Origin of the sequence: Pseudomonas sp. LS.1a, assembly GCF_022533585.1 — a bacterium.
Classification (GTDB): Bacteria; Pseudomonadota; Gammaproteobacteria; order Pseudomonadales; family Pseudomonadaceae; genus Aquipseudomonas.
The window spans coordinates 477,287-497,857 of the sequence record NZ_CP092827.1; the positions used below are offsets into that span (position 1 = coordinate 477,287).

13 protein-coding genes, 6 tRNA genes and 3 rRNA genes are annotated in these 20,571 nt (G+C 56.8%); 21 read left to right on the forward strand and 1 reads right to left on the reverse strand.

Annotation, left to right across the window (positions count from 1 at the left end; genetic code table 11):
- Nucleotides 1-1,422 carry a peptidoglycan DD-metalloendopeptidase family protein gene (locus MKK04_RS02070; RefSeq protein ID WP_207834262.1) on the reverse strand — a complete coding sequence of 474 codons (1,422 nt, stop codon included), beginning with the start codon at nucleotides 1,420-1,422 and terminating at the stop codon, nucleotides 1-3.
- 213 nt (nucleotides 1,423-1,635) lie between these two features.
- On the opposite strand from MKK04_RS02070, the gene tyrS reads away from it, so the two are divergent.
- From tyrS to rpoB, 21 genes are all read left to right on the forward strand, one after another.
- Entirely contained in the window at nucleotides 1,636-2,835 is a 1,200-nt protein-coding gene (tyrS, locus tag MKK04_RS02075) for a tyrosine--tRNA ligase (RefSeq protein ID WP_207834264.1), read from the forward strand.
- Between the two features lie 637 nt (nucleotides 2,836-3,472).
- Nucleotides 3,473-5,009: ribosomal RNA gene (locus MKK04_RS02080) — 16S ribosomal RNA — on the forward strand.
- 85 nt (nucleotides 5,010-5,094) lie between these two features.
- A tRNA-Ile gene (locus MKK04_RS02085) sits at nucleotides 5,095-5,171 on the forward strand.
- 26 nt (nucleotides 5,172-5,197) lie between these two features.
- Nucleotides 5,198-5,273, forward strand: a tRNA-Ala gene (locus MKK04_RS02090).
- Nucleotides 5,274-5,506: 233 nt separating this feature from the next.
- Nucleotides 5,507-8,398 (forward strand): 23S ribosomal RNA (locus MKK04_RS02095).
- 130 nt (nucleotides 8,399-8,528) lie between these two features.
- Nucleotides 8,529-8,644 (forward strand): 5S ribosomal RNA (gene rrf / locus MKK04_RS02100).
- Together the 16S, 23S and 5S rRNA genes with 2 tRNA genes alongside form the textbook arrangement of a ribosomal RNA operon.
- A gap of 268 nt (nucleotides 8,645-8,912) precedes the next feature.
- A complete protein-coding gene (birA, locus tag MKK04_RS02105; protein WP_207832713.1) occupies nucleotides 8,913-9,872 on the forward strand; it encodes a bifunctional biotin--[acetyl-CoA-carboxylase] ligase/biotin operon repressor BirA in 960 nt (319 codons plus the stop codon).
- Complete coding sequence (locus MKK04_RS02110; RefSeq protein ID WP_207832715.1) at nucleotides 9,862-10,611, forward strand: pantothenate kinase; 750 nt, start codon at nucleotides 9,862-9,864, stop codon at nucleotides 10,609-10,611. Before birA ends, MKK04_RS02110 begins: the two co-directional genes overlap by 11 nt.
- Before the next feature lie 7 nt (nucleotides 10,612-10,618).
- A complete protein-coding gene (locus tag MKK04_RS02115) occupies nucleotides 10,619-11,044 on the forward strand; it encodes a hypothetical protein (protein WP_207832717.1) in 426 nt (141 codons plus the stop codon).
- Between the two features lie 152 nt (nucleotides 11,045-11,196).
- Nucleotides 11,197-11,280: transfer RNA gene (locus MKK04_RS02120), tRNA-Tyr, on the forward strand.
- A 24-nt stretch (nucleotides 11,281-11,304) separates the two neighbouring features.
- Nucleotides 11,305-11,378: transfer RNA gene (locus MKK04_RS02125), tRNA-Gly, on the forward strand.
- A gap of 29 nt (nucleotides 11,379-11,407) precedes the next feature.
- Nucleotides 11,408-11,483, forward strand: a tRNA-Thr gene (locus MKK04_RS02130).
- A gap of 78 nt (nucleotides 11,484-11,561) precedes the next feature.
- On the forward strand, nucleotides 11,562-12,755 hold the full coding sequence (tuf, locus tag MKK04_RS02135; RefSeq protein WP_023382632.1) for an elongation factor Tu: 1,194 nt from the start codon (nucleotides 11,562-11,564) through the stop codon (nucleotides 12,753-12,755).
- A gap of 54 nt (nucleotides 12,756-12,809) precedes the next feature.
- A tRNA-Trp gene (locus MKK04_RS02140) sits at nucleotides 12,810-12,885 on the forward strand.
- A gap of 44 nt (nucleotides 12,886-12,929) precedes the next feature.
- Entirely contained in the window at nucleotides 12,930-13,298 is a 369-nt protein-coding gene (secE, locus tag MKK04_RS02145; RefSeq protein WP_003257081.1) for a preprotein translocase subunit SecE, read from the forward strand.
- A gap of 9 nt (nucleotides 13,299-13,307) precedes the next feature.
- Nucleotides 13,308-13,841: a transcription termination/antitermination protein NusG gene (gene nusG, locus MKK04_RS02150; protein WP_207832719.1), complete on the forward strand. Its 534-nt coding sequence runs from the start codon at nucleotides 13,308-13,310 to the stop codon at nucleotides 13,839-13,841.
- Between the two features lie 119 nt (nucleotides 13,842-13,960).
- Nucleotides 13,961-14,392 (forward strand): 50S ribosomal protein L11, encoded by a 432-nt coding sequence (gene rplK, locus MKK04_RS02155; RefSeq protein WP_003255500.1) that lies wholly within the window; start codon nucleotides 13,961-13,963, stop codon nucleotides 14,390-14,392.
- Nucleotides 14,392-15,087 (forward strand): 50S ribosomal protein L1, encoded by a 696-nt coding sequence (gene rplA, locus MKK04_RS02160; RefSeq protein ID WP_013970629.1) that lies wholly within the window; start codon nucleotides 14,392-14,394, stop codon nucleotides 15,085-15,087. Before rplK ends, rplA begins: the two co-directional genes overlap by 1 nt.
- Nucleotides 15,088-15,284: 197 nt before the next feature.
- Nucleotides 15,285-15,785, forward strand: a complete 501-nt coding sequence (gene rplJ / locus MKK04_RS02165) for a 50S ribosomal protein L10 (protein ID WP_003257082.1) — start codon at nucleotides 15,285-15,287, stop codon at nucleotides 15,783-15,785.
- Nucleotides 15,786-15,863: 78 nt separating this feature from the next.
- Nucleotides 15,864-16,232, forward strand: coding sequence for a 50S ribosomal protein L7/L12 (gene rplL, locus MKK04_RS02170; RefSeq protein WP_011531883.1), 369 nt, complete (start codon nucleotides 15,864-15,866; stop codon nucleotides 16,230-16,232).
- A gap of 220 nt (nucleotides 16,233-16,452) precedes the next feature.
- Nucleotides 16,453-20,526 carry a DNA-directed RNA polymerase subunit beta gene (gene rpoB / locus MKK04_RS02175; protein WP_013970631.1) on the forward strand — a complete coding sequence of 1,358 codons (4,074 nt, stop codon included), beginning with the start codon at nucleotides 16,453-16,455 and terminating at the stop codon, nucleotides 20,524-20,526.
- Nucleotides 20,527-20,571: the final 45 nt, after the last annotated feature.

The window sequence follows — 20,571 nt, forward strand, 5'->3', positions numbered from 1 at the left end:
TTAGCGCTTGTTCGCTGCGAGCAGGGTGGCCTTTTCCTGATCCATGCGGGCGATCAGGGGCTGGCTCTGCTGCAGGAAACGCTGGCGCTCGTTCCTGGCGATCGGGTCGGCCATCGGCACTTTCTGGCTCAGCGGGTCGACGTGTACACCGTTGACCTGGAACTCGTAGTGCAGGTGCGGTCCGGTGGACAGGCCGGTGGTGCCGATGTAACCGATGATCTGGCCCTGCTTGACCGAGCTGCCGGTCTTGATGCCCTTGGCAAAGCCCTGCATGTGGCCGTACAGCGTCTTGTAGCGGTTGCCATGCTGGATGATCACGGTGTTGCCATAACCACCGCGGCGCCCGGCCAGTTCGATGCGGCCGTCACCGGCTGCCTTGATCGGCGTGCCGCGTGGGGCGGCATAGTCGACGCCCTTATGGGCGCGGATCTTGTTCAGAATGGGGTGCTTGCGGCCGGCGGAGAAGCGCGAGCTGATGCGGGCGAAATCGACCGGGGTACGGATGAAGGCCTTGCGCAGGCTGTTGCCATCGGCGGTGTAGTAGTTGGTATTGCCCTGCTTGTTGGTATAGCGCACGGCGGTGTAGGTCTTGCCGCGGTTGGTGAAGCGTGCGGACAGGATGTTGCCGGTGCCGACCACCTTGCCGTCCATCACTTTCTGCTCGTAGACCACGTCGAATTCGTCGCCCGGGCGAATATCCTGGGCGAAATCGATGTCGTAACCCAGCACGCGGGCCATGTCCATGGTCATGCTGTGGGACAGGCCGGCGCGCTGGGCCGAGGCCGACAGCGAGCTTTTGATCACGCCGTGGGCGTAGGCGGTACGCATTACCGGCTTGCTGATTTCGCGGTTGAAGGTGTAGCCCTTGGCGGTCTTGGTCAGGCGAATGGTTTCGAGGTTGCTGACCTTGCTGTGCAGGCTGGCCAGCTGGCCATCCTTGTCGAGCTCGAACTGCAGTACCTGGCCGTGCTTGAGCTGGCTGAACTGCTTGGCCTGCTTGTTGCTGGCCAGCAGGTCATGCACCGCATTGGTCGGCAGGCCGACCTTGGCGAACAGGGTGGACAGCGTATCACCACGGGCCACGGTGACTTCGCGGTGGCTGGGTTCCTTGGCGGCTTCGACGACCGGTTCGGCAGCAGGCGCCTCCTGTTCGGCCTTCTGGGTCTCGGGGGCGGCGTCTTCGATCTGGGCGAATGGCGAGCTTTGCTCGGTTTCTGCCTGCACCAGGGGCGCAGCGCGGGATTCGTCCTTCAACTGCTCGGCAGGGCTCTCCAGCTCGAGGTTGAGGGTGGTTTTCTTGGCTTCCACTTCGCTGGAGGGAAACACCAGCAGGGCCAGGCTGAGCAGGGCGGCGATGCCGCTGGCGGCCAACAGATGGCTTTTCGGATAAAGCGGGGGCGCTTTAGGCGGTTCGTTGGTCATGGGCAAGGTGACTTTGAAAAAGGTGAAATGGAAAAGATGAATGACATGATGAAGATGAAATAACTGTATAAAATATAACCAAATCCATTTTCACGCAAGGGCGCGTAGACGCCGCAAGCCTGTGTTCGGGTCACATTCCTTTGCGAAACTTGTAATTGACGGCCGATCTTGTATGGTTGGCTCCCCCTGAATCTGAGCCTTGCGGGTTTGTCTATGAAGTCGGTTGAAGAGCAGCTGGCGCTTATCAAGCGCGGTGCGGAAGAAGTACTGGTCGAGTCGGAACTGGTGGAGAAGCTCAAGCGCGGCCAACCTCTGCGCATCAAGGCCGGCTTCGACCCGACCGCGCCTGACCTGCACCTTGGGCACACGGTGCTGATCAACAAGCTGCGCCAGTTCCAGGATCTGGGGCACCAGGTCATCTTCCTGATCGGTGACTTCACCGGCATGATCGGCGACCCGAGCGGCAAGAGCGCCACGCGCCCGCCGCTGACCCGCGAGCAGGTGCTGGAAAACGCCGAGACCTACAAGCAGCAAGTGTTCAAGATCCTCGACCCGGCCAAGACCGAGGTCGCGTTCAACTCCACCTGGATGGACAAGCTGACCCCGGCCGACTTCATTCGTCTGGCGTCGCAGTACACCGTGGCGCGCATGCTCGAGCGCGATGATTTCGACAAGCGCTACACTACCAACCAGCCGATCGCCATCCACGAGTTCCTGTACCCGCTGGTGCAGGGCTATGATTCGGTGGCGCTGAAGGCGGATGTCGAGCTGGGTGGTACTGACCAGAAGTTCAACCTGCTGATGGGGCGCGAACTGCAGCGCGCCTATGGCCAGGAAGCGCAGAACATCGTGACCATGCCGCTGCTCGAAGGGCTCGACGGTGTGAAGAAGATGTCCAAGTCGCTGGGTAACTATGTAGGTATCCAGGAAGCGCCGGGGGTGATGTACAGCAAGCTGGTATCGATCCCGGATACGTTGATGTGGCGCTACTTCGAGCTGCTGAGCTTCCGTTCGATGGAAGAGATCGAGCAGTTCCGTGCCGATGTTGCCAATGGCGCCAACCCGCGGGACATCAAGATCAAGCTGGCCGAAGAGATCGTTGCGCGCTTCCATGGTGAGGAGGCTGCGGCCAATGCTCACCGCGCTGCGGGTAACCGTATGAAGGAAGGTGAGCTGCCGGAAGACCTGCCGGAAGTCGAAGTGGCTGCGGCGGAAAGCCTGCCGATTGCTGCCGTGCTGAACCGGGCTGGCCTGGTGAAGAACTCGGCGCAGGCGCGGGACTTGCTGAGTGGTGGTGCGGTCAAGGTTGATGGTGTGGTGGTTGATCGCGAATTCATGTTTGCGCTGGGTGCGACGCATGTGTGCCAGGCGGGCAAGAAGTCGTTTGCGCGGGTTACCTTGAAGGCTGAGTGATTGGCTTTGGGTGTAGCTATATAGAAGCGGGGAGGCCGGTAGGCCTCCCCGTTTTGTTTTTGGGGTTTGGCTTTTGGTTGTGGGGTGCGTCAGGGCGGCTATGGGCCTGTCTTGAGAGGGTATTGGCTGTGGGGGTGCCTGTCTTTGCTCCTCTGGCGCCTATGAGATCGAGCGCCGCGCGGGCGGCGCTCGATCTCATAGGCGCTGAAGGTGTTGTGGCGAGCACCTGGCGGCCCTGATGCGGTCTTCTCCAAAAAGATTCTAAATTATTGAAATTAAAGGTTGACCTCCTGAAAAGCCGCCCTATAATGCGCACCACTCCAACACGGTAGCGAAGCAAAGCCAGCCACCCTGTTGAGTCAAGTGTTTGAAGTCAAACGAGTTTCTCGCAAAAAACTTCAAAATAAACGCTTGACAGCAAATGAGGAAAGCGTAGAATGCGCGCCTCGGTTGAGACGAAAGGCTCTTGACCAAACGCTCTTTAACAAATCGAATCAAGCAATTCGTGTGGGTGCTTGTGAGTACGGACTGATAGTCACAAAAATTATCAGCATCACAAGTGACCATGCGAGAAATCACATAGTCATTTGAGATTGCTGAGCCAAGTTTAGGGTTTCTTAAAAACCCAAGCAGTATTGAACTGAAGAGTTTGATCATGGCTCAGATTGAACGCTGGCGGCAGGCCTAACACATGCAAGTCGAGCGGATGACGGGAGCTTGCTCCTTGATTCAGCGGCGGACGGGTGAGTAATGCCTAGGAATCTGCCTGGTAGTGGGGGACAACGTTTCGAAAGGAACGCTAATACCGCATACGTCCTACGGGAGAAAGCAGGGGACCTTCGGGCCTTGCGCTATCAGATGAGCCTAGGTCGGATTAGCTAGTTGGTGGGGTAATGGCTCACCAAGGCGACGATCCGTAACTGGTCTGAGAGGATGATCAGTCACACTGGAACTGAGACACGGTCCAGACTCCTACGGGAGGCAGCAGTGGGGAATATTGGACAATGGGCGAAAGCCTGATCCAGCCATGCCGCGTGTGTGAAGAAGGTCTTCGGATTGTAAAGCACTTTAAGTTGGGAGGAAGGGCAGTAAGTTAATACCTTGCTGTTTTGACGTTACCGACAGAATAAGCACCGGCTAACTCTGTGCCAGCAGCCGCGGTAATACAGAGGGTGCAAGCGTTAATCGGAATTACTGGGCGTAAAGCGCGCGTAGGTGGTTCGTTAAGTTGGATGTGAAAGCCCCGGGCTCAACCTGGGAACTGCATCCAAAACTGGCGAGCTAGAGTACGGTAGAGGGTGGTGGAATTTCCTGTGTAGCGGTGAAATGCGTAGATATAGGAAGGAACACCAGTGGCGAAGGCGACCACCTGGACTGATACTGACACTGAGGTGCGAAAGCGTGGGGAGCAAACAGGATTAGATACCCTGGTAGTCCACGCCGTAAACGATGTCAACTAGCCGTTGGAATCCTTGAGATTTTAGTGGCGCAGCTAACGCATTAAGTTGACCGCCTGGGGAGTACGGCCGCAAGGTTAAAACTCAAATGAATTGACGGGGGCCCGCACAAGCGGTGGAGCATGTGGTTTAATTCGAAGCAACGCGAAGAACCTTACCAGGCCTTGACATGCAGAGAACTTTCCAGAGATGGATTGGTGCCTTCGGGAACTCTGACACAGGTGCTGCATGGCTGTCGTCAGCTCGTGTCGTGAGATGTTGGGTTAAGTCCCGTAACGAGCGCAACCCTTGTCCTTAGTTACCAGCACGTTATGGTGGGCACTCTAAGGAGACTGCCGGTGACAAACCGGAGGAAGGTGGGGATGACGTCAAGTCATCATGGCCCTTACGGCCTGGGCTACACACGTGCTACAATGGTCGGTACAGAGGGTTGCCAAGCCGCGAGGTGGAGCTAATCTCACAAAACCGATCGTAGTCCGGATCGCAGTCTGCAACTCGACTGCGTGAAGTCGGAATCGCTAGTAATCGCGAATCAGAATGTCGCGGTGAATACGTTCCCGGGCCTTGTACACACCGCCCGTCACACCATGGGAGTGGGTTGCACCAGAAGTAGCTAGTCTAACCTTCGGGGGGACGGTTACCACGGTGTGATTCATGACTGGGGTGAAGTCGTAACAAGGTAGCCGTAGGGGAACCTGCGGCTGGATCACCTCCTTAATCGACGACATCAGCCTGCTGATGAGCTCCCACACGAATTGCTTGATTCATTGTAAAAGACGATGCTGTAACGCGACCCTGTTATAGGTCTGTAGCTCAGTTGGTTAGAGCGCACCCCTGATAAGGGTGAGGTCGGCAGTTCAAATCTGCCCAGACCTACCATTACATGGTTCAGCCGTAGAATACACGGGGCCATAGCTCAGCTGGGAGAGCGCCTGCCTTGCACGCAGGAGGTCAGCGGTTCGATCCCGCTTGGCTCCACCACTTGCTTTACTTGATCAAACTCAGAAATGAGCATTCGCTTCGAATGTTGATTTCTGGCTTTTGTCAGATCGTTCTTTAAAAATTCGGATATGTGATAGATATAGACTGATGGCCAGTTTCACTGCTGGTTAATCAGGCTAAGGTAAAATTTGTGAGTTCTGCTCGAAAGAGCAACATGCGAATTTTCGGCGAATGTCGTCTTCACAGTATAACCAGATTGCTTGGGGTTATATGGTCAAGTGAAGAAGCGCATACGGTGGATGCCTTGGCAGTCAGAGGCGATGAAAGACGTGGTAGCCTGCGATAAGCTTTGGGGAGTCGGCAAACAGACTGTGATCCAGAGATCTCTGAATGGGGGAACCCACTCAGCATAAGCTGAGTATCTTGTACTGAATACATAGGTGCAAGAGGCGAACCAGGGGAACTGAAACATCTAAGTACCCTGAGGAAAAGAAATCAACCGAGATTCCCTTAGTAGTGGCGAGCGAACGGGGACCAGCCCTTAAGTTGATTTGAGATTAGTGGAACGCTCTGGAAAGTGCGGCCATAGTGGGTGATAGCCCCGTACACGAAAATCTCTTGTCAATGAAATCGAGTAGGACGGAGCACGAGAAACTTTGTCTGAATATGGGGGGACCATCCTCCAAGGCTAAATACTACTGACTGACCGATAGTGAACCAGTACCGTGAGGGAAAGGCGAAAAGAACCCCGGAGAGGGGAGTGAAATAGAACCTGAAACCGTATGCGTACAAGCAGTGGGAGCCTACTTTGTTAGGTGACTGCGTACCTTTTGTATAATGGGTCAGCGACTTATATTCAGTGGCGAGCTTAACCGAATAGGGGAGGCGTAGCGAAAGCGAGTCTTAATAGGGCGTTTAGTCGCTGGGTATAGACCCGAAACCGGGCGATCTATCCATGGGCAGGTTGAAGGTTAGGTAACACTGACTGGAGGACCGAACCGACTACCGTTGAAAAGTTAGCGGATGACCTGTGGATCGGAGTGAAAGGCTAATCAAGCTCGGAGATAGCTGGTTCTCCTCGAAAGCTATTTAGGTAGCGCCTCATGTATCACTCCAGGGGGTAGAGCACTGTTTCGGCTAGGGGGTCATCCCGACTTACCAAACCGATGCAAACTCCGAATACCTGGAAGTGCCGAGCATGGGAGACACACGGCGGGTGCTAACGTCCGTCGTGAAAAGGGAAACAACCCAGACCGTCAGCTAAGGTCCCAAAGTCATGGTTAAGTGGGAAACGATGTGGGAAGGCTTAGACAGCTAGGAGGTTGGCTTAGAAGCAGCCACCCTTTAAAGAAAGCGTAATAGCTCACTAGTCGAGTCGGCCTGCGCGGAAGATGTAACGGGGCTCAAACCATGCACCGAAGCTACGGGTGTCATCTTTGATGACGCGGTAGAGGAGCGTTCTGTAAGCCTGTGAAGGTGAGTTGAGAAGCTTGCTGGAGGTATCAGAAGTGCGAATGCTGACATGAGTAACGACAATGCGAGTGAAAAACTCGCACGCCGAAAGACCAAGGTTTCCTGCGCAACGTTAATCGACGCAGGGTTAGTCGGTCCCTAAGGCGAGGCTGAAAAGCGTAGTCGATGGAAAACAGGTTAATATTCCTGTACTTCCAGTTATTGCGATGGAGGGACGGAGAAGGTTAGGCCAGCCTGGCGTTGGTTGTCCAGGTTTAAGGTGGTAGGCTGAAATCTTAGGCAAATCCGGGATTTCAAGGCCGAGAGCTGATGACGAGTTGCCTCTAGGCGACGAAGTGGTTGATACCATGCTTCCAAGAAAAGCTCCTAAGCTTCAGATAACTGGGAACCGTACCCCAAACCGACACAGGTGGTTAGGTAGAGAATACCAAGGCGCTTGAGAGAACTCGGGTGAAGGAACTAGGCAAAATGGCACCGTAACTTCGGGAGAAGGTGCGCCGGCGAGGGTGAAGGACTTGCTCCGTAAGCCCATGCCGGTCGAAGATACCAGGCCGCTGCGACTGTTTATTAAAAACACAGCACTCTGCAAACACGAAAGTGGACGTATAGGGTGTGACGCCTGCCCGGTGCCGGAAGGTTAATTGATGGGGTTAGCGCAAGCGAAGCTCTTGATCGAAGCCCCGGTAAACGGCGGCCGTAACTATAACGGTCCTAAGGTAGCGAAATTCCTTGTCGGGTAAGTTCCGACCTGCACGAATGGCGTAACGATGGCGGCGCTGTCTCCACCCGAGACTCAGTGAAATTGAAATCGCTGTGAAGATGCAGTGTATCCGCGGCTAGACGGAAAGACCCCGTGAACCTTTACTATAGCTTTGCACTGGACTTTGAATTTGCTTGTGTAGGATAGGTGGGAGGCTTTGAAGTGGGGACGCCAGTTCTCATGGAGCCATCCTTGAAATACCACCCTGGCAACTTTGAGGTTCTAACTCAGGTCCGTTATCCGGATCGAGGACAGTGTATGGTGGGTAGTTTGACTGGGGCGGTCTCCTCCCAAAGAGTAACGGAGGAGTACGAAGGTGCGCTCAGACCGGTCGGAAATCGGTCGTAGAGTATAAAGGCAAAAGCGCGCTTGACTGCGAGACAAACACGTCGAGCAGGTACGAAAGTAGGTCTTAGTGATCCGGTGGTTCTGTATGGAAGGGCCATCGCTCAACGGATAAAAGGTACTCCGGGGATAACAGGCTGATACCGCCCAAGAGTTCATATCGACGGCGGTGTTTGGCACCTCGATGTCGGCTCATCACATCCTGGGGCTGAAGCCGGTCCCAAGGGTATGGCTGTTCGCCATTTAAAGTGGTACGCGAGCTGGGTTTAGAACGTCGTGAGACAGTTCGGTCCCTATCTGCCGTGGACGTTTGAGATTTGAGAGGGGCTGCTCCTAGTACGAGAGGACCGGAGTGGACGAACCTCTGGTGTTCCGGTTGTCACGCCAGTGGCATTGCCGGGTAGCTATGTTCGGAAGAGATAACCGCTGAAAGCATCTAAGCGGGAAACTTGCCTCAAGATGAGATCTCACTGGGATCTTGAATCCCCTAAAGGGCCGTCGAAGACTACGACGTTGATAGGTTGGGTGTGTAAGCGCTGTGAGGCGTTGAGCTAACCAATACTAATTGCCCGTGAGGCTTGACCATATAACACCCAAGCAATTTGCTAGCGCAGATTGCGGTGGTGAAGACGAAAGAACCGAAAGTTCGCAACTTCACAAGATCACATATCCGAATTCGCTGGGCTGTCCATCTGGACATTCTGGCAACAGAATTTCTTGACGACCATAGAGCATTGGAACCACCTGATCCCATCCCGAACTCAGCAGTGAAACGATGCATCGCCGATGGTAGTGTGGGGTTTCCCCATGTGAGAGTAGGTCATCGTCAAGATTCATTTCGCAAAACCCCTATCTGCGCCTGCAGGTAGGGGTTTTGTCTTTGTGGCGCAAAAAACTCCCGGGCATACGCGCCCCCTGTGGGAGCGGGTTCACCCGCGAACACCGGCAAAGCCGGTGCCATCCTCCGCGTCGTCTGCTTCGCCGCTAAAGCAGCTCTCACAGATTCGGCGCGGGCCCTTCGCCCTGCTGGCAGGCCCTTTTCCTATGCAAGCCAACAGCCCATAGCTATCATGCCTGCCTTATTCCAAGTCGAGACTGGCATGCTGAAGTTGTTGAATCTCCTCAAGGATGGTCGGTTCCATTCCGGAGAAGCTCTGGGGGCAGCCCTCGGGGTGAGTCGCAGCGCCGTTTGGAAGCAGCTGCAGCACCTGGAGAGCGAGCTGAACCTCACCATTCACAAGGTTCGTGGGCGCGGCTACCAGCTGGCAGCGCCACTGGCTTTGCTCGATGCCCAGGCGATCGCCGGGTTTGCCGAAGGCGAGCAGTGGCCCGTTTTCATCCATGAAACCATCGATTCGACTAACGCCGAAGGCCTGCGGCTCGCCGGGGAAGGGCAGACCGCTCCATTTTTGGTCCTGGCCGAGCGCCAGAGCGCTGGCCGTGGTCGGCGCGGTCGGCAGTGGGTCAGCCCGTTTGCCGAAAACCTCTATTACAGCCTGGTACTCCGTGTGGATGGTGGCATGCGCCAGCTTGAGGGCTTGAGCCTGGTGGTGGGGTTGGCAGTAATGCGTACCCTGCAGGCGTTCGGGGTAAAGGATGTGGGGCTCAAATGGCCCAACGATGTCCTCGTTCGGGGGCAGAAGATCACCGGCATTCTCCTGGAGTTGGTGGGTGACCCGGCAGATGTCTGTCATGTGGTGCTGGGTATCGGCATCAATGTGAACATGCAGACCAACGATCAGGTCGACCAGGTGTGGACCTCGATGCGGCGTGAGGTGGGTGCGACAATCGACCGTAACCGGCTGGTAGCGTTACTCAGTCAGCAGCTGCAACACGAATTGGCACGGCATCGTCGCTACGGTTTTGCCGCATTCCAGGAAGAATGGGAGCAGGCGCATCTCTGGCAGGGCTGCAAGGTTTCTCTGGTTGCGGGTAGTACGCGCATTGATGGCGTGGTTCTTGGCGTCGACGGGCAGGGCGGCTTGCGCCTTGAGGTGGACGGGGTGGAAAAGAGCTTCAGTGGTGGTGAGCTCAGTTTGAGGTTGCGTGATGATTCTTGAGCTCGATTGCGGTAACAGCTTCATCAAGTGGCGGGTAATCCATGTTGCTGATGCGGCGATTGAAAGCGGTGGTATCGTCGATTCCGATCAGGCGCTGGTGGCCGAAGTGGCTGCACTGGCTTCGGTGCGTCTTACCGGCTGCCGCATTGTCAGTGTGCGCAGTGAGGAAGAAAACGACGCGCTTTGCGCGATGATTGCCCAGGCGTTTGCAGTGCAGGCCCGTGTGGCGCACCCGGCCCAGGAAATGGCAGGTGTGCGCAATGGCTATGACGACTACCAGCGCCTGGGCATGGACCGTTGGTTGGCGGCGCTGGGAGCATTTCACCTGGCCAAGGGCGCCTGCCTGGTGATTGATCTGGGGACCGCTGCAAAAGCGGATTTCGTTGCGGCGGACGGCGAGCACCTGGGTGGCTACATCTGCCCGGGTATGCCATTGATGCGTAGCCAGTTGCGTACCCACACCCGGCGTATCCGTTATGACGATGCCTCCGCCGAGCGTGCATTGGCCAGCCTTGCGCCAGGGCGCTCGACTGTCGAGGCCGTCGAGCGCGGTTGCGTGTTGATGCTCCAGGGTTTTGCGCGTACCCAGCTCGAGCAGGCACGTACGTTGTGGGGGGAGGATTTCACGGTATTCCTTACAGGTGGCGACGCGCCGCTGGTAAGGGAGGCCGTGCCGCAGGCGCGTGTCGTGCCTGACCTGGTTTTCGTAGGCCTGGCCATGGCCTGCCCATTGGATTGAGGTGCCTATGCGTTGGTTGTTTCTGCTGTTACTGGTGCTCAACGTCTTCTATTACGTGTGGCACCAGCAGGAAGCCCCGCTGAAGGTCAAGGAAGTCGCACCCTTGTCGCTGTACAAGGGGAGTCAGCAAGAGATTCGCCTGTTGCGTGAAACGGGTGTGTCGGCGCCACCCAAGCGCCGGGATGAGTGTCTGGTAGTGGGCGGTGTAACGGGGCAGGGCCAACTCGATGCACTGCGTCAGCGCCTGTTGAGCCTGGATATCGCCACGCTGCCGGTGGTAGGGCAGTTGCCTGGTGCAGATGGTCGTTGGCTCAAGGTTGCCCCGGAAAGCGAGCGTTTGCTGGACCAAACCGTCCTCGCGACTCTTTCCAACGATTTCAAAGACTTAAAACACAAAATTATTTTCTGCCAGGGTATTGCAACTGGCGAATAGCTTGATAGAATGGCGCCCGCTTCACAGGGAACACCACTCAGGTGGCAGAACTGGAAGCGGTGTCAAAGCAGCTAAGTTTCAGATTTGATTGAAAAAATTTGAAAAAACGCTTGACACTGGGACGGCAGACAAATAGAATGCCGGCCACATCTGGAGGGATTCCCGAGCGGTCAAAGGGGACGGACTGTAAATCCGTTGCGAGAGCTTCGAAGGTTCGAATCCTTCTCCCTCCACCAGTTTTAGCGAGAGCCGCAAGCTCCGCGGGTATAGTTTAGTGGTAGAACCTCAGCCTTCCAAGCTGATGATGCGGGTTCGATTCCCGCTACCCGCTCCAAGTTTGCTGGATTTTGCACAAAGTGTTTCGCTCTTGTAGCTCAGTTGGTAGAGCACACCCTTGGTAAGGGTGAGGTCAGCGGTTCAAGTCCGCTCAAGAGCTCCATATAAACAAGGCAGATATGAAAATATCTGCCTTTGTTTTATCAGCGCAAGACTATTTCTTCTGCGGAGGATTGTATCGATGGCTAAGGAAAAGTTTGATCGTTCCCTTCCCCACGTTAACGTCGGCACTATCGGCCACGTTGACCACGGTAAGACCACTCTGACCGCAGCTCTGACTCGCGTCTGCTCCGAAGTTTTCGGTTCGGCAGTCGTTGAGTTCGACAAGATCGACTCGGCTCCGGAAGAAAAAGCGCGCGGTATCACCATCAACACCGCTCACGTCGAGTACAACTCGAACATTCGTCACTACGCTCACGTTGACTGCCCAGGTCACGCTGACTACGTGAAGAACATGATCACCGGTGCTGCCCAGATGGACGGCGCGATCCTGGTTTGCTCGGCCGCCGATGGTCCGATGCCACAAACCCGTGAGCACATCCTGCTGTCCCGTCAGGTAGGCGTTCCTTACATCGTGGTCTTCCTGAACAAGGCTGACCTGGTAGACGACGCTGAGCTGCTGGAACTGGTCGAGATGGAAGTTCGCGACCTGCTGTCCACCTACGACTTCCCAGGCGACGACACCCCGATCATCATCGGTTCGGCTCGTATGGCCCTGGAAGGCAAAGACGACAACGAAATGGGTACTACCGCTGTCAAGAAGCTGGTAGAAACTCTGGATGCCTATATCCCTGAGCCAGTTCGTGCCGTTGACCAGCCGTTCCTGATGCCGATCGAAGACGTATTCTCGATCTCGGGTCGTGGTACCGTTGTTACCGGTCGTATCGAGCGTGGTATCGTCCGCGTTCAGGATCCGCTGGAAATCGTTGGTCTGCGTGAAACTTCGACCACCACCTGCACCGGTGTCGAAATGTTCCGCAAGCTGCTGGACGAAGGCCGTGCTGGCGAGAACTGCGGCGTTCTGCTGCGTGGTACCAAGCGTGACGACGTTGAGCGTGGCCAGGTTCTGGTCAAGCCAGGTTCGGTCAAGCCGCACACCAAGTTCACCGCAGAAGTCTACGTTCTGTCGAAGGAAGAAGGCGGTCGTCACACTCCGTTCTTCAAAGGCTACCGTCCTCAGTTCTACTTCCGTACCACTGACGTGACCGGTAACTGCGAACTGCCGGAAGGCGTTGAAATGGTAATGCCAGGTGACAACATTCAGATGACTGTCACCCTGATCAAGACCATCGCAATGGAAGACGGTCTGCGCTTCGCTATCCGTGAAGGCGGTCGTACCGTCGGCGCCGGCGTCGTAGCAAAAATTATTGAATAAGTAGTTGATTTACTTGATCAGGCCGGTATAATGGCCGGCCTGATACAGCGTTACAGGTCAGTAGCTCAATTGGCAGAGCGACGGTCTCCAAAACCGTAGGTTGGGGGTTCGATTCCCTCCTGACCTGCCATTTCACCTCGGTGTGATGGCTTTCTTCTCACAGGATCCTCCTCGATGACTCCCAAAACTGAAGCCCAAGAATCGCGTTTTGATCTGTTCAAGTGGCTGGCTGTAGTGGCTTTGGTGGTTGTCGGCGTAGTGGGTAATCAGTATTACTCCGCCTCCCCGATCCTGTATCGCGTCCTCGCACTTCTCGTCCTGGCTGCTGTCGCGGGCTTTGTAGCTCTGCAGACTGCGAAGGGCAAGTCGTTCTTTGCGCTGGCGAAGGAAGCTCGTACCGAGATTCGTAAAGTCGTGTGGCCGACCCGCCAGGAAACCACCCAGACCACGCTGATTGTCGTGGCTGTCGTGCTGGTTATGGCACTGCTGCTGTGGGGTCTTGATTCCCTGCTCGGCTGGGCGGTCTCCTTGATCGTTGGCTAAAGGTGTCCCGTGGCTAAGCGTTGGTATGTTGTGCATGCTTACTCGGGTTACGAGAAGCATGTAATGCGCTCCCTGATCGAGCGCGTCAAGCTGGCTGGCATGGAAGACGATTTCGGCGAGATCCTGGTCCCGACCGAAGAAGTCGTCGAAATGCGCAACGGCCAGAAGCGCAAGAGTGAGCGTAAATTCTTCCCTGGCTATGTACTGGTCCAGATGGAGATGAACGAAGGGACTTGGCACTTGGTCAAGGACACCCCTCGTGTGATGGGCTTTATTGGCGGTACTGCAGACAAGCCTGCGCCGATCACCGATAAAGAAGCTGAGGCTATCCTGCGTCGCGTTGCTGACGGTAGCGACAAGCCGAAGCCGAAGACGCTGTTCGAGCCGGGTGAAGTGGTTCGAGTCATTGACGGTCCGTTCGCTGACTTCAATGGTAGTGTCGAAGAGGTTAACTACGAAAAGAGTCGCCTGCAGGTGGCGGTACTCATTTTCGGTCGCTCTACTCCGGTGGAGCTCGAGTTCAGCCAGGTCGAAAAGGTCTAGGCGGACAAAGCATCCCATACCCCGCAGCCCTGTGTGCTGCGGGGTTTTGTCGTCACTGGGATAAAACGCAAGTCATCCGGGGAGCCATCAGGCGTTCGTACCCGATATTGGAGTAGCTCATGGCTAAGAAGATTCAGGCTTACATCAAGCTGCAAGTTAAGGCCGGCCAGGCCAACCCAAGCCCACCCGTTGGTCCAGCACTGGGTCAACACGGTGTGAACATCATGGAATTCTGCAAGGCCTTCAACGCCCGTACCCAGGGTCAAGAAGCCGGTCTGCCGACTCCTGTGATCATCACTGTCTACAGCGACCGTAGCTTCACCTTCGAGACCAAGAGCACCCCTGCCTCGGTTCTGCTGAAGAAAGCTGCTGGCCTGACCAGTGGTTCGGCTCGTCCGAACACCGTTAAAGTCGGTACCGTTACCCGTGCTCAGCTGGAAGACATCGCGAAAGCCAAACAGGCTGACCTGACTGCCGCTGACCTGGACGCTGCTGTACGCACCATCGCTGGCTCTGCCCGCAGCATGGGCCTGAACGTGGAGGGTGTGTAATGGCTAAGCTGACCAAACGCCAAAAGGCAATCGCCGAGAAAATCGAAGCAGGCAAGGCCTACAACTTCGAAGAAGCGGCCACTCTGCTGGCTTCGCTGCCGGCTGCCAAGTTCGTAGAGTCCTACGACATCGCCGTTAACCTCGGTGTTGACCCGCGTAAATCCGACCAGGTCGTACGTAGCGCTACTGTGCTGCCACACGGCACTGGCAAGACCGTTCGCGTTGCCGTCTTCACCCAGGGCCCAGCTGCTGAAGCCGCTCTGGCTGCCGGCGCTGACCGCGTAGGTATGGACGATCTGGCTGCCGAAATGAAAGGCGGCGACCTGAACTATGACGTCGTCATCGCATCGCCTGATGCCATGCGTGTCGTAGGTCAGCTGGGTCAGGTTCTGGGTCCTCGCGGCCTGATGCCTAACCCGAAAGTTGGTACCGTGACCCCAGACGTAGCCGGCGCCGTCAAGAACGCCAAGGCTGGTCAGGTTCGCTACCGTACCGACAAGAACGGTATCATCCACACCTCCGTTGGCAAGGTCGGCTTCGAAGCTGGCAAGCTGAAGGAAAACGTTGAAGCCCTGATCGCTGATCTGAAGCGTATCAAGCCAGCTTCCTCGAAAGGTATCTACGTCAAGCGCGTTACCCTGAGCACCACCATGGGCCCAGGTCTGGTCATCGATCAGAGCTCGCTGAACGTGTAAGAACTTGGTGGCGCGACCTGTCGCGCCACCAGCAAAAATTGGGGTCCCTGCCTGGCGGGGGCTATCCAAGACCGTAGGCGGCGCAAGCCTTAAAACACCAGCCCACGCAGATGGTGCTCCCGATTCGTTACCGAATCAGACACCAAAACGACATCCGGCTTCGGCCAGATGAAACGGTAGAAACCAGGAGTAAACCCGTGGCAATTAAACTCGAAGACAAGAAGGCCATCGTCGCTGAAGTCAACGAGGCTGCCAAAGTCGCTCTGTCCGCTGTCGTGGCTGATGCCCGTGGTGTGACTGTAGGCGCAATGACCGGACTCCGTAAAGAGGCCCGCGAAGCTGGCGTTTACGTACGTGTCGTACGTAACACCCTGCTGAAGCGCGCTGTTGAAGGCACCGAATTCTCGATCCTCAACGACGCGTTCAAAGGCCCGACCCTGATTGCTTTCTCCAACGAACACCCGGGCGCTGCTGCTCGTCTGTTCAAAGAGTTCGCCAAGGGTCAGGACAAGTTCGAGATCAAGGCAGCTGCGTTTGACGGCAAGTTCCTTGCCGCTAACCAGATCGACGTGCTGGCAACCCTGCCAACTCGCGACGAGGCTATCGCACAGCTGATGAGCGTGATCCAAGGTGCAACCAGCAAGCTGGCTCGTACCCTGGCAGCTCTGCGCGACCAGAAAGAAGCTGCTGCTGCCTAAGGCACGCGCACCTCTTTCAAAATCATACGTTTAATTTGATGGCTGCGTAGGCTGTCACCCCAATACAGGATTTAAGTCATGTCTCTGACTAACGAACAAATCATCGAAGCGATCGGCCAGAAAACTGTTCTGGAAATTGTTGAACTGATCAAAGCGATGGAAGAAACCTTCGGCGTTACCGCTGCTGCCGCTGTTGCCGCTGGCCCAGCTGTTGCTGCCGCTGCTGCTGAAGAGCAGACCGAGTTCAACGTCGTTCTGACCGAAGCTGGCGACAAGAAAGTAAACGTGATCAAGGCCGTTCGTGAACTGACCGGTCTGGGCCTGAAAGAAGCCAAAGAGAAAGTCGACGGCGCTCCTCAGGTTATCGCTGAAGGCGTTTCGAAAGAAGCCGCTGAAGACGCGAAGAAGAAGCTGGAAGAAGCTGGCGCTAAAGTCGAGCTGAAGTAATCTCGACCTTGCGACTCCAGTCCGAGCGTTGAGCGAAGGGCTGATGGCTGGTGGCTTATGCCACCGGCCTTTTTCCGTTATTGGTGGCCGGTCAGGCCGGCCCCGATAACAAGCTGCAAGACACCCATGTGGGTGGCGCAAACCAAGGGGTTTGCACGATTTTCTGGCTGCTCCCGCCGGGAGAAGCCAAACAAGCAGGTGACCAAGCTGGGGAACGCTGATGGCTTACTCATACACTGAGAAAAAACGTATCCGCAAGGACTTTAGCAAGTTGCCGGACGTCATGGATGTGCCTTACCTCCTGGCCATCCAGCTGGATTCGTATCGCGAATTCCTGCAAGCGGGAGCATCCAAGGATCAGTTCCGCGACGTCGGCCTGCACGCGGCCTTCAAATCGGTATTTCCGATCATCAGCTACTCCGGCAATGCTGCCCTGGAGTACGTAGGCTATCGCCTGGGCGAACCCGCCTTCGATGTGAAGGAATGTGTCCTGCGTGGCGTGACCTTCGCGGTCCCACTGCGGGTCAAGGTGCGCCTGATCATCTTCGACAAGGAATCGTCGAACAAAGCGATCAAGGACATCAAAGAGCAAGAAGTCTACATGGGTGAAATCCCCCTGATGACTGAGAACGGTACCTTCGTAATCAACGGTACCGAGCGTGTGATCGTTTCCCAGCTGCACCGTTCGCCTGGTGTGTTCTTCGACCACGACCGTGGCAAGACTCACAGCTCCGGCAAGCTGCTGTACTCCGCTCGCATCATCCCTTACCGCGGTTCGTGGCTGGACTTCGAGTTCGACCCGAAGGACTGCGTGTTCGTACGTATCGACCGTCGCCGCAAACTGCCGGCCTCGGTGCTGCTGCGTGCGCTGGGTTACAGCACTGAAGAAGTGCTGAACACCTTCTACACCACCAACGTCTTCCACATTTCCGGCGAGAAACTCAGCCTGGAACTGGTGCCGCAGCGTCTGCGTGGTGAGGTTGCGGTCATGGATATCCATGACGAAACCGGTAAAGTCATCGTCGAGCAGGGCCGCCGTATTACCGCGCGCCACATCAACCAGCTCGAGAAGGCCGGCGTCAAGCAGCTGGACGTTCCTATGGAATACGTCCTGGGCCGCACCACCGCCAAGGCCATCGTGCATCCGGCTACCGGCGAGATCCTGGCCGAATGCAACACCGAGATGACCACCGAACTGCTGATCAAGGTCGCCAAGGCACAGGTCGTCCGTATCGAGACCCTGTACACCAACGACATCGATTGCGGTCCGTTCATCTCCGACACCCTGAAGATCGACACCACCAGCAACCAGCTGGAAGCCCTGGTCGAGATCTACCGCATGATGCGTCCTGGCGAGCCGCCAACCAAGGATGCTGCCGAGACCCTGTTCAACAACCTGTTCTTCAGCGCCGAGCGTTACGACCTGTCCGCCGTTGGCCGCATGAAGTTCAACCGTCGTATCGGTCGTACCGAGATCGAAGGTTCGGGCGTGCTGAGCAAGGAAGATATCGTCGAGGTTCTGAAGACCCTGGTCGACATCCGTAACGGCAAAGGCATCGTCGACGACATCGACCACCTGGGTAACCGTCGCGTACGTTGCGTCGGCGAGATGGCCGAGAACCAGTTCCGCGTTGGCCTGGTGCGTGTCGAGCGCGCGGTCAAGGAACGCCTGTCGATGGCGGAAAGCGAAGGCCTGATGCCGCAAGACCTGATCAACGCCAAGCCGGTTGCGGCGGCGGTGAAAGAGTTCTTCGGCTCCAGCCAGCTGTCCCAGTTCATGGACCAGAACAACCCGCTCTCCGAGATCACCCACAAGCGCCGCGTCTCCGCACTCGGCCCAGGCGGTCTGACCCGTGAGCGTGCCGGCTTCGAAGTCCGTGACGTACACCCGACCCACTACGGCCGTGTGTGCCCGATCGAGACCCCTGAAGGTCCGAACATCGGTCTGATCAACTCCCTGGCAGCCTATGCCCGCACCAACCAGTACGGCTTCCTGGAAAGCCCGTACCGCGTGGTGAAGGAAGGCGTGGTCAGCGACGACATCGTGTTCCTGTCGGCTATTGAAGAAGCGGATCACGTCATCGCCCAGGCTTCGGCCGCGATGAACGAGAAGAAGCAGCTGATCGATGAGCTGGTAGCTGTTCGTCACCTGAACGAATTCACCGTCAAGGCGCCGGAAGACGTCACCCTGATGGACGTTTCGCCGAAGCAGGTTGTTTCCGTCGCTGCGTCGCTGATTCCGTTCCTCGAGCACGACGACGCCAACCGTGCATTGATGGGTTCGAACATGCAGCGTCAGGCTGTACCGACCCTGCGCGCCGACAAGCCGCTGGTAGGTACCGGCATGGAGCGCAACGTTGCCCGTGACTCCGGTGTCTGCGTGGTTGCTCGCCGCGGTGGTGTGATCGACTCGGTCGACGCCAGCCGTATCGTTGTTCGCGTTGCCGACGACGAAGTGGAAACCGGCGAAGCAGGTGTGGATATCTACAACCTGACCAAGTACACCCGTTCGAACCAGAACACCTGCATCAACCAGCGTCCGCTGGTGAGCAAGGGTGACAAGGTTCAGCGTGGCGACATCATGGCCGACGGCCCGTCCACCGACATGGGTGAGCTGGCACTGGGTCAGAACATGCGCATCGCGTTCATGGCGTGGAACGGTTTCAACTTCGAAGACTCCATCTGCCTGTCCGAGCGTGTGGTCCAGGAAGACCGCTTCACCACCATCCACATCCAGGAACTGACCTGTGTGGCGCGTGACACCAAGCTTGGCCCAGAGGAAATCACTGCGGACATCCCGAACGTGGGTGAAGCCGCACTGAACAAGCTGGACGAAGCCGGTATCGTCTACGTGGGTGCCGAAGTCGGCGCTGGCGACATCCTGGTCGGCAAGGTAACGCCAAAAGGCGAAACCCAGCTGACTCCGGAAGAAAAACTGCTGCGCGCAATCTTCGGTGAGAAGGCCAGCGACGTTAAGGACACCTCCCTGCGCGTGCCAACCGGCACCAAGGGTACCGTCATCGACGTACAGGTCTTCACCCGTGATGGCGTCGAGCGCGACAGCCGCGCCCTGGCCATCGAGAAGATGCAGCTGGACGAGATCCGCAAGGACCTCAACGAAGAGTTCCGCATCGTCGAAGGTGCAACCTTCGAGCGTCTGCGTTCTGCCCTGAACGGCCAGGTGGTCGACGGTGGCGCGGGCCTGAAGAAAGGCACCGTGATCACTGACGAAGTGCTGGACGGTCTGGAGCACGGCCAGTGGTTCAAACTGCGCATGGCCGAAGATGCACTGAACGAGCAGCTGGAAAAGGCTCAGCAGTACATCGTCGATCGTCGCCGTCTGCTGGACGACAAGTTCGAAGACAAGAAGCGCAAGCTGCAGCAGGGCGATGACCTGGCACCGGGCGTACTGAAGATCGTCAAGGTCTACCTGGCAATCCGCCGTCGCATCCAGCCGGGTGACAAGATGGCCGGTCGTCACGGTAACAAGGGTGTTGTCTCGGTAATCATGCCGGTCGAAGACATGCCGCACGACGCCAACGGTACTCCGGTCGATGTCGTACTGAACCCGCTGGGTGTACCTTCGCGTATGAACGTCGGTCAGATCCTCGAAACCCACCTGGGCCTGGCGGCCAAGGGCTTGGGCGAGAAGATCGACCGCATGATCGAAGAGCAGCGCAAGGCCGCTGAACTGCGCGTGTTCCTGACTGAGGTCTACAACGAGATCGGCGGTCGCCAGGAAAACCTGGACGAGTTCACCGACGAAGAGATCCTGGCCCTGGCCCACAACCTGAAGAAGGGCGTGCCAATGGCTACCCCGGTCTTCGACGGTGCCAAGGAGCGCGAGATCAAGGCCATGCTGAAGCTGGCCGACCTGCCAGAGAGCGGCCAGATGGTGCTTTTCGATGGCCGTACCGGCAACAAGTTCGAGCGTCCTGTGACCGTTGGTTACATGTACATGCTCAAGCTGAACCACTTGGTGGACGACAAGATGCACGCGCGTTCCACTGGTTCCTACAGCCTGGTTACCCAGCAGCCGCTGGGTGGTAAGGCGCAGTTCGGTGGTCAGCGTTTCGGGGAGATGGAAGTGTGGGCGCTGGAAGCATACGGCGCGGCATACACCCTGCAAGAAATGCTCACAGTGAAGTCGGACGACGTGAACGGCCGTACCAAGATGTACAAGAACATCGTGGATGGCGATCACCGTATGGAGCCGGGCATGCCCGAGTCCTTCAACGTGTTGATCAAAGAGATCCGTTCGCTCGGTATCGATATCGATCTGGAAACCGAATAACACGTGACGCGAAGGGGAGTGGGGCAGGTAATGCCCGCTCCCTGC

Coding starts and splice junctions, on each gene's coding strand:
- MKK04_RS02070 (WP_207834262.1), bottom strand. CDS start 1,422: ATGACCAACGAACCGCCTAAAGCGCCCCCGCTTTATCCGAAAAGCCAT.
- tyrS (WP_207834264.1), top strand. CDS start 1,636: ATGAAGTCGGTTGAAGAGCAGCTGGCGCTTATCAAGCGCGGTGCGGAA.
- birA (WP_207832713.1), top strand. CDS start 8,913: ATGCTGAAGTTGTTGAATCTCCTCAAGGATGGTCGGTTCCATTCCGGA.
- MKK04_RS02110 (WP_207832715.1), top strand. CDS start 9,862: ATGATTCTTGAGCTCGATTGCGGTAACAGCTTCATCAAGTGGCGGGTA.
- MKK04_RS02115 (WP_207832717.1), top strand. CDS start 10,619: ATGCGTTGGTTGTTTCTGCTGTTACTGGTGCTCAACGTCTTCTATTAC.
- tuf (WP_023382632.1), top strand. CDS start 11,562: ATGGCTAAGGAAAAGTTTGATCGTTCCCTTCCCCACGTTAACGTCGGC.
- secE (WP_003257081.1), top strand. CDS start 12,930: ATGACTCCCAAAACTGAAGCCCAAGAATCGCGTTTTGATCTGTTCAAG.
- rplK (WP_003255500.1), top strand. CDS start 13,961: ATGGCTAAGAAGATTCAGGCTTACATCAAGCTGCAAGTTAAGGCCGGC.
- rplA (WP_013970629.1), top strand. CDS start 14,392: ATGGCTAAGCTGACCAAACGCCAAAAGGCAATCGCCGAGAAAATCGAA.
- rplL (WP_011531883.1), top strand. CDS start 15,864: ATGTCTCTGACTAACGAACAAATCATCGAAGCGATCGGCCAGAAAACT.
- rpoB (WP_013970631.1), top strand. CDS start 16,453: ATGGCTTACTCATACACTGAGAAAAAACGTATCCGCAAGGACTTTAGC.